This is a genomic window from Phyllobacterium myrsinacearum, from assembly GCF_014138285.1.
In the GTDB taxonomy this organism is placed as follows: domain Bacteria; phylum Pseudomonadota; class Alphaproteobacteria; order Rhizobiales; family Rhizobiaceae; genus Phyllobacterium; species Phyllobacterium myrsinacearum_A.
On record NZ_JACGXN010000026.1, the window covers coordinates 1 to 11618 of the forward strand.

At 56.5% G+C, this 11618-nt stretch carries 14 protein-coding genes; 4 read left to right on the forward strand and 10 right to left on the reverse strand.

Features of this window, described 5'->3' with window-relative positions; translation table 11 throughout:
- Positions 1-191: 191 nt before the first annotated feature.
- Together FHW16_RS28430 and FHW16_RS28435 are read right to left on the reverse strand one after the other, a co-directional pair.
- A complete protein-coding gene (locus tag FHW16_RS28430; RefSeq protein ID WP_182552821.1) occupies positions 192-1625 on the reverse strand; it encodes an aldehyde dehydrogenase family protein in 1434 nt (477 codons plus the stop codon).
- A 257-nt stretch (positions 1626-1882) separates the two neighbouring features.
- The gene (locus FHW16_RS28435; protein ID WP_182552822.1) at positions 1883-2917 is read right to left on the reverse strand and encodes an L-idonate 5-dehydrogenase; all 1035 of its coding nucleotides are present in this window, start codon (positions 2915-2917) and stop codon (positions 1883-1885) included.
- Positions 2918-3082: 165 nt separating this feature from the next.
- Here FHW16_RS28435 and FHW16_RS28440 point away from each other — a divergent pair, with 165 nt between their 5' ends.
- Positions 3083-3850 (forward strand): SDR family oxidoreductase, encoded by a 768-nt coding sequence (locus tag FHW16_RS28440; RefSeq protein WP_182552823.1) that lies wholly within the window; start codon positions 3083-3085, stop codon positions 3848-3850.
- Positions 3847-4353 carry a gluconokinase gene (locus FHW16_RS28445; protein ID WP_182552824.1) on the forward strand — a complete coding sequence of 169 codons (507 nt, stop codon included), beginning with the start codon at positions 3847-3849 and terminating at the stop codon, positions 4351-4353. The genes FHW16_RS28440 and FHW16_RS28445 overlap by 4 nt, the downstream gene beginning before the upstream one ends.
- Here FHW16_RS28445 and FHW16_RS28450 read toward each other — a convergent pair.
- From FHW16_RS28450 to FHW16_RS28475, 6 genes are all read right to left on the reverse strand, one after another.
- Positions 4350-5234: an NAD(P)-dependent oxidoreductase gene (locus tag FHW16_RS28450; RefSeq protein WP_182552825.1), complete on the reverse strand. Its 885-nt coding sequence runs from the start codon at positions 5232-5234 to the stop codon at positions 4350-4352. The two genes, FHW16_RS28445 and FHW16_RS28450, sit on opposite strands and share 4 nt — an antisense overlap.
- A gap of 31 nt (positions 5235-5265) precedes the next feature.
- Positions 5266-6201 carry a 2-hydroxyacid dehydrogenase gene (locus tag FHW16_RS28455; protein WP_182552826.1) on the reverse strand — a complete coding sequence of 312 codons (936 nt, stop codon included), beginning with the start codon at positions 6199-6201 and terminating at the stop codon, positions 5266-5268.
- A 27-nt stretch (positions 6202-6228) separates the two neighbouring features.
- Positions 6229-6960, reverse strand: coding sequence for an amino acid ABC transporter ATP-binding protein (locus FHW16_RS28460; protein WP_182552827.1), 732 nt, complete (start codon positions 6958-6960; stop codon positions 6229-6231).
- The gene (locus tag FHW16_RS28465; RefSeq protein WP_182552828.1) at positions 6941-7600 is read right to left on the reverse strand and encodes an amino acid ABC transporter permease; all 660 of its coding nucleotides are present in this window, start codon (positions 7598-7600) and stop codon (positions 6941-6943) included. Before FHW16_RS28465 ends, FHW16_RS28460 begins: the two co-directional genes overlap by 20 nt.
- On the reverse strand, positions 7597-8301 hold the full coding sequence (locus FHW16_RS28470; RefSeq protein WP_182552829.1) for an amino acid ABC transporter permease: 705 nt from the start codon (positions 8299-8301) through the stop codon (positions 7597-7599). Before FHW16_RS28470 ends, FHW16_RS28465 begins: the two co-directional genes overlap by 4 nt.
- A 63-nt stretch (positions 8302-8364) precedes the next feature.
- A complete protein-coding gene (locus tag FHW16_RS28475; protein ID WP_182552830.1) occupies positions 8365-9168 on the reverse strand; it encodes a transporter substrate-binding domain-containing protein in 804 nt (267 codons plus the stop codon).
- Between the two features lie 312 nt (positions 9169-9480).
- On the opposite strand from FHW16_RS28475, the gene FHW16_RS28480 reads away from it, so the two are divergent.
- Both FHW16_RS28480 and FHW16_RS28485 read left to right on the forward strand, forming a co-directional pair.
- Complete coding sequence (locus FHW16_RS28480; RefSeq protein ID WP_182552831.1) at positions 9481-9807, forward strand: hypothetical protein; 327 nt, start codon at positions 9481-9483, stop codon at positions 9805-9807.
- Positions 9808-9861: 54 nt separating this feature from the next.
- On the forward strand, positions 9862-10890 hold the full coding sequence (locus tag FHW16_RS28485; RefSeq protein WP_182552832.1) for a LacI family DNA-binding transcriptional regulator: 1029 nt from the start codon (positions 9862-9864) through the stop codon (positions 10888-10890).
- 75 nt (positions 10891-10965) lie between these two features.
- Here FHW16_RS28485 and FHW16_RS28490 read toward each other — a convergent pair whose 3' ends face one another.
- Both FHW16_RS28490 and FHW16_RS28785 read right to left on the reverse strand, forming a co-directional pair.
- A complete protein-coding gene (locus FHW16_RS28490) occupies positions 10966-11337 on the reverse strand; it encodes a DUF4180 domain-containing protein (protein ID WP_182552833.1) in 372 nt (123 codons plus the stop codon).
- Positions 11338-11424: 87 nt separating this feature from the next.
- Positions 11425-11618, reverse strand: a 194-nt coding sequence (locus tag FHW16_RS28785; protein WP_210278318.1) for a hypothetical protein, incomplete at its 5' end; no start/stop codon positions are given.

Genomic DNA, 11618 nt, shown 5'->3' on the forward strand with positions numbered 1-11618 from the left:
ATAGACCCCACATCCCAAAACTGTCAACACGACAATTCCAAAAAAACGCACAAATCCAAACTTTCTCATTTCAGACAATCAATCCCTGGGGATAAGGCCCCCACCGCCGGCCGCGGAACCCAATGAAAACGGGCGGTGCACCTGCACCGCCCGTCAAAAACCGATCTGTCATAAAGAAAGAGAAGTGCGCGTCAGGCCAGCGTATAGGCCGTCTTCACGGTCGTGTAGAATTCGGCAGCGTATTTGCCCTGCTCGCGCGGACCGTAGCTTGAGCCTTTGCGGCCGCCGAACGGGACGTGAAAATCCACACCCGCCGTCGGCAGATTGACCATCACCATCCCGGCTTCAGCATTGCGCTTGAAATGCGTTGCATGTTTCAGGCTCGTCGTCGCAATACCCGAGGACAGGCCGAAAGGCGTGTCATTTGCCGTGTGCAGTGCTTCCTCATAGTCCTTGACCCGGATAACACTGGCAACCGGACCAAAAATTTCCTCGCGCGAAATCCGCATCTGGTTCGTCGCCTCGGTGAACAATGCCGGCTGCAGATAGAAACCGGGATTGTCGCGGGTCAGCCGCTCGCCGCCGAAGGCAAGCTTGGCACCTTCATCCTTGCCGATGGCGATATAATCTTCATCCTGCTTCAGCTGGCTCTGATCGACCACCGGCCCGATATGGGTTCCAGCCTTCAAGGCATCATCGACAATGACACCCTTGAGACGCTCCGTTGCCGCAGCGACGAACCGGTCGTGAATGCCTTCAGTGACAATAATGCGCGACGATGCCGTGCAGCGCTGACCGGTCGAAAAGAAGGCGCTGTTGACGGCCGCTTCCACCGCCACGTTCAGATCCGCATCATCCAGCACGACGAACGGGTTCTTGCCACCCATCTCGAGCTGGAACTTGCGCATATGTTCGATGGAGGCAGCAGCAACGCGTTTACCCGTCCCCACCGAACCGGTGAAGGTAATGGCGCTGACATCAGCGCTGTCGAGAATGGTCTGCCCGACAACCGAGCCCTTGCCCATGACGAGGTTGAGCACCCCCTTCGGCAGGCCGGCACGATGCAATATATCGACAATCGCCCAGGAACAGCCCGGAACCAGATCGGCTGGCTTGAAAACCACCGTATTGCCATAGGCGAGAGCCGGAGCAATCTTCCAGGCCGGGATAGCAATCGGGAAATTCCACGGCGTGATGATGCCAACGACGCCGACAGGTTCACGGGTGACTTCAACACCGATATTCGGCCGTGCACTGGGGAGCACCTCGCCCGCCAGGCGCAGGACCTCACCGGCAAAGAAATCGAAGATCTGGGCGGCACGGACTGTCTCGCCGATACCTTCGGCCAATGTCTTGCCTTCCTCCCGCGACAACAGCCTGCCGATCTCGTCCTTGCGGGCGGTGATCTCGTCAGCGGTTTTGCGCAGGATCGCATGACGCTCGAGAACGCCGGAGCGCGACCATGCCGGGAACGCCGCCTTTGCCGCGGCAATGGCGTTCAATGTGTCCTCAGCCGTCGCCCGCGCATACTCACCGACAACGTCATTGGTATTGGAGGGATTGATATTGGCGATAGCGTCGCCACCGATCCACGCGCCGTCGATCAGGTTCTGATGCAATGTCATGATTCTTTCTGTCCTTCCTGATGACGGCGCAAAGGGCCGTCACGATATGGCCATCAACGGCCTTCTCCCGAAACTCTCACACCAGACACACCCTCGGCGATACGCTCGAAAGCATCAACGCTCAATCAAAGGGGAAGTGGCGCCGGACACGATCACCGGGAAGCAGCATGACTGCATCGGCGAAGATGCCACGGACTGGACCTTAGCATAGGGAAAAGCGGTTTCAATGTACATTTGACGCATTCCTTGCGCGAATGTCAGCCAAAGGCCAGTTGAACTTTCATCGAACGATTGCGATCGCCCGCAGCCTCAAAGGCTTTGACGGCTTCATCAAGCGCGTAAATGCCCGTTAGTAGCGGCTTCACATCGACCACTTTCCTGCTGATAAGGTCAACGGCGAGACCGAACTCCTCATGGAAGCGGAAGGAGCCGCGCAGGTCGATTTCCTTGGAAACAATCACGTTCTGCGGAACAGAGATGTCGCCGCCAAGACCGAGCTGCATGAGAATGCCGCGTGGGCGCAAGACTTCGAGCCCGGCTCGCAGAGCCCGTTCATTGCCCGAGGCCTCGAACATGACGTCAAACGAACCCTTGTTGACGGAGTAGGCGGCCAGTTCCTCCGGATGTTCGGCCACATTGATGGTCCTGTCCGCTCCGATCTCCCGGGCTTTGACCAGCACTGCATCCATGACGTCCGTTGCGACTATTTCCCGTGCGCCATGCGCCCGTGCTGCCAGAATGGTCAGCGCACCGATGGGGCCGCAGCCGGTAACGAGAACTCGTTTACCCAACAATGATCCGGCGCGATTGACCGCATGGAGCGTTACGGCAAAAGGTTCGGCAAAAGCCGCCTCATTGATGGAAATGCCGTCCGCCACCTTGTGGCATTGCCACGCCTCGGCCATCAACCGCTGCCGGAACGCGCCCTGAATATGCGGCATGGGCATCGCGCTGCCATAAAAGCGCATGTTGAGGCAATGATTCTGCAGGCCCTTCAGGCAGTAATCGCAATGTTTGCACGGGCGGCTGGGAGATACGGCTACGCGATCACCGATAGCAAGGCCGCTGACCCCGGCACCCAATGCCCTGATGGTTCCGGCGATCTCGTGACCAAGAATCATGGGTTCACGCAGCCGAATTGTCCCGAACCCGCCATGATTGTAATAATGCAGATCCGAACCGCATATGCCGCCGGCCTCAATCGCGACATCCACCTGCCCCGGCTCAGGAACGCCCGGATCGCGCTCCTCGATACGCAAATCCTTCGCGGCATGGATGACAACGGCTTTCATGTATTCCTCCCTTGCGCATCTCTCATCCGGGCGACATTGTCGGGATAGGGCGCAGCGCTCCAACACACGGATACTTGCATATGTTATCGATAACATTTATGTCAAGCGAAGAACGAAACGACTGCCTTTGCGAGTCGGAATTCCACAAACCGGAGGAAAGAAAGAATGGCCTATCCATTGTTCAGCCTGGAGGGAAAACGTGCCCTCATTACGGGATCAAGCCAAGGTATCGGCTTCGCCCTGGCAAAAGGTCTGGCTGAACACGGGGCGGAAATTATCGTCAATGGCCGCGATGCGGAGAAGGTTGATGCCGCGGTGGCGGAACTGGATGCTGCCGGCCACAATGCTCATGCGGCTGCATTTGACGTAACCCATCTTGAAAGTGTCAAAGAGGGTATCGACACGATCGAAGCGAACATCGGCTCGATCGATATTCTATTCAACAATGCCGGAATGCAGTTCCGGGCGCCGCTTGAGGATTTTCCGGAAGACAAATGGCAACTGCTGTTGCAGACCAATATTTCCAGTGTCTTTTACGCCGGGCAAAGCGTGGCAAAACACATGATCAAGCGCGGGCGAGGAAAAATCATCAATATTGCTTCGGTGCAAAGCGAACTGGCGCGTCCTTCGATCGCTCCCTATACCGCAACCAAAGGCGCCGTCCGTAATCTCACGCGAGGCATGTGTACGGACTGGGCCAAGTATGGCCTGCAGATCAACGCCATTGCACCCGGGTATTTCAAGACGCCGCTCAATCAGGCGCTGATCGACAATCCCGAATTCTCCGGATGGCTGGAAAAGCGCACTCCGGCGGGACGATGGGGCAATGTCGAGGAACTGGTCGGTGCAGCGGTCTTCCTCGCCAGCGAGGCTTCATCCTTTGTCAACGGCCAGACCATCCACGTGGATGGGGGAATCACGGCGTCCGTATGATCAGGCTCATCGTCATGGGAGTGAGCGGCTCCGGCAAATCTTCGGTTGGCGAAGGAATCGCGGCGGCGCTGTCCTTGCCCTTCATTGAAGGCGATGTGCTGCATCCCGAAAGCAATGTGAAGAAAATGTCGACGGGCATCCCTCTGACCGACGAAGATCGCTGGCCGTGGCTCGACAAGATCGGCGCAGAACTCGCCAAGGCCGAAAAGGGCGTAGTGGTTTCCTGTTCCGCACTGAAAAAGGCCTATCGCGACCGGTTGCGCAGAGAAGCAGGCGGCGCTCTCGCCTTTGTGTTTCTCGATGGCAGTCTGGAGATCTTGCGTGAGCATATGGGCAAACGCACCGGGCACTTCATGCCGCTATCCATGCTGGACAGTCAGTTGGCGACCCTGGAATCGCCAACGGGTGAACCACTGGTGTTCACGCAGGATGTTGCCCATCCGATAAAACAGATTGTTAACGCGAGCGTGGAATGGCTGAACATGCAGGCATTCGAAGCCTAACCAGGGAAACCGTCGAGCAGCCGCATCATCTCGGCTGAATCACGCGCACCCAACCCGGCCGCACACAGCAGCCGGTGAATTTCCACGACCTGGCCGGTCATCGGCAGCGGCGTCTTCGTCTTGAGGGCGAAGGCCTGCAGCGAATCAAGATCCTTCAGCATGTTGTCGATACGCCCGGTTGGCGTGTAGTCGCGGGCGGCAAATTTTGTCATGAACTCCTGCATGATCCGATTGTCGGCACGCCCACCCGCCAAAGCCTGTGGGATAAGCGCGGGATCAACGCCGCCCGCTTCCGCCAGCTTCACCGCTTCGGCAACCGCCTGGAATGCCACGGCGCAAAACAGCTGATTGATCAGCTTTGTCGTCTGCCCCGCTCCGCTTGGGCCCATCAAGGTATAGTTGGCGCACAGATGCTGCATGACGGTTCGGCCACGCTCAAAATCGGTGGTATCGCCGCCAGCCATGACGGTCAATCGACCGGCAAGGGCGCCGGGGATACCACCGGACAGCGGACAATCCAGCCATTTCATATCAGTCGATTCCGCAAGCTTTGCCGCCATTTCGGCGGTTTCTTTTGGATCAATTGACGACATATCGATCAGCAGCTTGTCAGTTCGGGCGGTCGCAGCCACCCCGTTCGCACCGAACACAACCGCCCGGACAATATCGGCATGGTTGAGGCTCAGAATGACAAAACTGCTTTTGGCCGTTGCGTCCGCGACGGAAGCTGCCGCCGCCGCTCCCTTGGCCACAAGCGCGGCAATCTTTTGTACGTCAACATCAAATACGCTGACCAAATGGCCGGTCTCGATGAGTCGCGTTGCAATCGCCGTGCCCATGAGTCCGGCGCCGATTACCGCTACAGTGCGAGCATTCGCCATCGGGGTTTTTCCTTGCGAGTAAAGACGTCAGTTAAACGACTGCAGCGGGAAGCGGCTTGCCGGCAAATTGCGCTTCCAGATTGGCAAGCACAAGATCGGCCATGGCCCGGCGTGTCTCGTGGGTAGCGCTGGCGATATGAGGTGAAAGAACGACGTTCTTCATGCCGAAAAGAGCCTCGGGCACGCGCGGCTCATCCGCGAATACATCAAGACCTGCGCCAGCAATGGTTGCACTTTGCAATGCTGCAACGAGAGCAGCTTCATCAATAAGCGAACCGCGAGCGATGTTGATAAGACTGCCATTGGACCCCAGAGCCTTCAGCACATCCGCGTTGACCACATGTTTTGTCTCAGCGGACGCAGCGGCCGCGATCACGAGCACATCGCAATTGGCGGCGAGCTCCGGGAGCGTGGGATAAAATGTGTAAGGAACGTCGAGCTTCCTGCGTCCCGAATAGGAAATCTGTCCATCGAAGGCCGTCAGGCGTGTCGCAATGGCTTGACCGATCCGGCCAAGCCCGAATATGCCATAGCGCCGTCCCGTCACCCGGCGGCCCAGACCAAGCTCGCCCTTTGGCCAGTTGCCCGCACGAACATGATTGTCGGCCAGGACAAGCTGCCGTGCCAGACTGATGATAAGACCGAGTGCGAGGTCAGCCACGTCGGCTGTCAACACATCCGGGGTATTGGCGACACGATAGCCGCGCTTGCGGGCCTCGTTCAGGTCCACCTTGTCATAGCCGACACCATTGATCGAAACGATTTCAAGTTTTGGCAATTGAACCGCAAGATCGGTCGCAATCCCGATATGCCCGCCCGTTACGGCACCGCGAATTTTATCCGCGTGGGATTTCAGGAAACCCGGGTGGTCCTGCATTTCAAACCAACGATGCACGGTATAGCGCTTGGCAAGATCCGCTTCGAGAGCAGGCATCAACGGGCATAATTGCAGAATATCGATCGGCATGATCATAGCGTCCCTGACTGAATGGATTTACTTGACATCGGCTTTGACGAACTGGCGCAACTCTGGCGTCTTGGGATCACTGAAGAGCTGTTTCGACACCCCCTCCTCCCAGATTTTCCCCTGATGCATGAAAATGGTCTTCGTCGCGACCCGGCGGGCAAACGCCATTTCATGGGTCACGAGGATCATCGTCATACCGTCGCGCGCCAACTGTTCCATGACATTGAGCACTTCCTCGGTCAACTCAGGGTCAAGTGCCGATGTAACTTCATCGAACAACATCACCTTCGGCTGCATGGCAAGGGAACGGGCTATAGCAACGCGCTGCTGCTGGCCGCCGGAAAGCTCGTCCGGGTAGGCATCAAACTTCTCGGATAGTCCAACCAGTTTCAGCACCTTCTCCGCTGTCTCACGGCTCTGCGCCTTGGCGACATTCTTGACGATCTTTGGCGCCAGCATGATATTTTCGCCAACGCTCAGATGCGGGAAAAGATTGTAGCTCTGGAAGACGATGCCGACATCCCGGCGCAATTCCCGCAGCTGCCTGGGATCGCTGCTCACCGTGTGACCGGCAATCTCGATCCGTCCGGAATTGATCTTTTCCAGCCCGTTGATGCAACGCAACAGTGTACTTTTGCCGGAACCTGACCGGCCGATCAGCGCGATCACCTCACCGCGCTCGACCGTCAGCGACACACCCTTGAGAACCTCGACGGAGCCAAAGCTTTTATGGACATTTTCAACGATGACTTCTGGCATGGAGTCTCCTTTCCAGCCAACGTGACAGCTGGGACAGCGGATAACAGACGACGAAGTAAAGGGCCGCGACCGCGAGGAACACGCGGAAGGGTTGGAACGTCGCATTGTTGATGAGTTGGCCCGCACGGGCGAGTTCGACAAAACCGATGATTGAGGTGATCGACGTGTTCTTGACCACCTGCACGGCAAAGCCGACGGTTGAAGGCAACGAGATACGCAGCGCCTGCGGCAGGATCACATAGCGATATTGCTGCACGCGCGTCATGGCGAGCGATTCGGACGCTTCCCATTGCTGTTTGGGCACGGACTGAATGCACCCGCGCCAGATTTCGGCAAGGTAACCCGACGCGTAGATCGTCATCGAAGCGCCCGCTGCCACGAGCGGCGGCAATTGCAGCCCCGCAAGGCTCAGTCCGTAATAGGACAAAAACAGAATCATCAGCACAGGAATGCCCTGAATGATCTGAATATAGGTTGCTGCCACTATCCTCAGCCACTTGTGCGTGGATGTACGGGCAAGCGCGATGAAGAAGCCGACGATGCCGCCCCCGCCAAGTGCGATGATGGTCAAAACCACAGTCCAGAGCAACGCCGAGACAAGAAAGCCGAATTCGCTGAAACCGAAGGTCCGGAGAATCATGTCTGTACCTCCGGAAGCGCAATGGCGGTTCGCCGCGCGACGCGGCGGCCAAACAGCCACAACCCGATAACGGCAAGCACACCGCGCAGGGTGAGCGCCAATGCGAGATAGATCAATGTCACGACAATATAGATTTCAAAGGAACGGAAACTCTGCGATTCGACAAAGGCAGCCGATGCCGCGAGCTCGTTCGTCGAGATGGCCGAGCACACGGATGAGGCCAGCATCATCAGGACAAATTGGCTGCAGAGCGCCGGATAGACCTTGGCAATGGCCGGCATGATGATGACATGCCGGTAAATCTGTAGCCGCGTGAACCCAAGGGCTTCGCCGGCCTCGATCTGTGATTTGTGAATGGATTCGATGCCTGCGCGAATAATCTCGGTTGAATAGGCCGCAAGATTAATCGTCATGCCGATCAAGGCAGCTGTCACCGCACTCACGCGAATGCCCAGCCCCGGCATGCCGAAGTAAACGATGAAAAGCTGCACGAGAAACGGCGTGTTGCGAATGATCTCGACATAGGCGTCAACGAGAATACGGCCGATGCCTGTTTTCATCGAGCGTATGGACGCCAGCAGGATACCGGCGGCACAACCAAGGATGATCGATGCCACAGAAAGCTTGATCGTCATCCATATGCCGGCAAGAATCTCATTCTGATATTGGGCGATGACGCCAAACTGGAAGGTGTAGGACATCTTCGGTCTCCATGAGGAGTTGCACCGGGCAGAACTTGCCCGGCGAACCGATTGAGCGGCAGATCAGAAGGACGGCAGTTCCGGCATGGGCTGCCCGGTCCACTTGACGGAAATCGCATCGAGCTCGCCAGAATTTTTCATGAGGTAGATAGCCGTGTTGAGCCACTGGCGCATCTCGAAATCCTGCAGCGTCGTTGCCATGGAATTGCCCTGACGGAAGAACGTGAAACCAACCTGCAAACCCGCATCGGGCAGTTGCTTCAATACCGCGTCGGCAACAGTGGACGGCAGGGCAACCGCATCGACCTGTCCGGCGATCAGTGCCTGGGCCGTCGTCGAATCATCTTCATAAACCACCAGTTCAAGCCCCGGCACGGCAACTTTCCGCAAAGCGGCTTCCTGCGAGGAACCGCGATTGACCGCAACCCGCTTGCCGCTCAATTCGGAAAGAGCCGCGAATTTCTGGTCCTTGCCGGATACGATCACCATGTTGAAAGCGCTGTAAGGCTGAGTGAACATGACCGTTTTGGCCCGCTCCCCCGTCGGCGCGAGGGTGGCTACGAGGAAATCAACCTTGCCTGTCTGCAGCGCCGGAATACGCGATGGCGGCGTCAGTGGAACAAGTTCGGCTTTCACACCAAGATAACCGGCAATCAGGTTGGCGACATCAACGTCATACCCGGTCGGGTTGCCTTTCTCATCGACCATGCCCATGGGCGGCGCGCCGGTCAGCACACCGATTCGAACGGTGCCGCGCGATGTAATGTCATTCAGCGTGACGGCATTGGCATCGACCGCCGAAAACAGGCCTGCGGCGGCAAGGCCGACGGCTGCGATCATCGCACGCAATGATTTTGAAATACCCATTATTGTCTCCTCCACTTGTGGTCTCATCAATGGTTCCGGCGATGCCTCCCGAGCAAAGCCGCATCATGTCAGTTCATTTCACTTGTTCTCGATAACATTTTCATTCGGCATACTGTCCGACACTCGGCAGCACTCAATCCGGTTAAGCTCATCCCGATAGATCCGGCTTAATAAGGCCAACTTCAATCCATTCTGCCGTTTTCCAACACAACACGTCTATTTTGCTGCTTGTGTTTCCAATCAAGCATGTTATCGGTATCATTACAAGTGGCAACCCAAAAAAGCCACGCTCTCACGTATCGAGGAGGATATATGTTTACCCGTTCTGCCATATTCGAAGGCACGATCCGCGAGGGTCACGAAGAGGCGTTTTTCCGGATGGTCGAAGAGCAATTGCTGCCGGTTTGGAGGCGTATGCCGAATGCCCAGGCTGTACGCGTCATGCGCATGGTTGATTCGGATGCTGATTCGCCTGATATCGCCATGGTCCAGGAAGTCGACTATCCTTCCATGGAAGCCGTGAAAGAAGCATTGGCCTCTCCGGTTCGTCTGGAAGGCCGGGCCATCACCGATGAAATGATGCGCATGTTCGATGGCCGTTTCTACCATGTGGTTTACAACAGGATTGCCCCGAAGTAACTGATTCGGAACAGACAGGACCAAACTGTGCCGCCATCTTCACCGAAAGCCACAATGCACGACGTGTCCCGCCTCGCCGGCGTGTCGAAGATGACCGTCTCGCGTGTGCTTGCTGATCCTGATCTGGTTTCCGAATCAACGCGAAACAAGGTTATGAAGGCAATCGAGCAGTTGAGCTACGTGCCAGACCGTGTGGCAGGCAGTCTTTCGTCGCGGCGCACAAATTTTATCACGGCGATTCTCCCGACTCTGACAAATTCCAATTTTGCCGACACGGCGCAAGGGCTAGCCGAAGCGATGCGCCCGGCCGATTATCAACTCCTCATCGGCTACACGATGTATCGGCTGGAGGAAGAAGAGCGAATCATTCGCGCCATGCTGGCCCGGCGACCCGATGCGATTGTGGTCGCGGGAACGACTCACACCAAGGCAGCAAACGAAATGATGCTGCGGGCGGGAATTCCCATCGTTGAAATCTGGGATACGCCGGAACATCCGATCGACCATGCAGTCGGCTTCTCCAATTATGAGGTCGGACGGGCAGCGGCGCTGCATCTTCTGGGCTTGGGTCACCGGCGAATCGGTGCACTCGGATCGCGGATGGACAGTGATGCGAAAGATTTGCGCGGCGAATCACGCCTTGCCGGTTTTACCTCGGTATTGCGCGAAGCCGGTTTGAGCGACGAGCTGGTGATTCGTGCGGGAGAAGCGCCGGTTTCCTATGATCATGGCGCCGTTACACTCGGTATATTGCTGGAGCGAGCGCCAGATGTGGAGGCTGTCTTCGCCGTTTCAGATATTTCCGCCGTAGGCGCCCTGATGGAATGTCATCGCCGGGGTATCAAAGTGCCCGATGATCTCTCGCTCATGGGCTTTGGCGATTTCGATATTGCCCGCCAATGCGTTCCCGCGATCACAACAATTCGCATCGATGCTGAACGCATCGGCCGAAAAACCGGAGAGCTGCTGCTTCAGGTTCTGGATCGGAGCCCCGATACGGAACATTTGCCCGCCTCCGCCGTCAATGTTGGATTCGATCTCGTGATTCGCCAGACGACTGCCACATCGAAAAAGCGCCGATAGACCAACGGACAATTTTGGCGAATCACAGATCAACAAGGCAGCATTTCGAACGGTGCTGGTTTCTCATAGGCAGAGTCACCCCGCAGCCGACAGTTTCTGATCAAGCTCGGGCAGATCATTGACGAACCACAGACTTCCGCCGCGGTTTGTCTCGTAAACAAAATCGCGAAGCGCCTTGCTTGTGCTGGTCCAGGCTGAGATATCGCCGAGAATGACAAGGCGAACCTGATAATTGACGAATTTCTGAATGACCTCACCGGCAATGCGTGTTCTAAGGTCGAGAAAATCGTCACCCAGTCGTGACACGGGAATGACCGCAAGTGTCGCCTCGTGTTCCCAGATCGCACTCAAGAAGATATTGGCATCCCGCTCACCGACAAGTTTGTCACCTTGCGCGTTGAACACAAGAACGCGCACGCCATGAATGTCCCGTGTCTGATCAGTCATTTGTTAAAAACTCCTATACATCCACGCAGAAGCAATGATGCCCGGCAAATTACCGGCGCCAGAGAACGGCGCAATTGCTAAGCTTATTCATTGGGACGAAATATGCGTTGGCAAAAAGCACCGCCGCTTGATTTTTGGTATTGTTAAGGCGGTTTTTGTTGGTGTGTTTTTGTTTTGGAATGTGCATTGAGCAGGTGGTTCTGGGATATCTGGTTGGTTTTTGTGGAGGATTTGTCCGTTGGGCCTTAGACCATCCAGTGGAGTGTTTTCCCGGGCTTTGC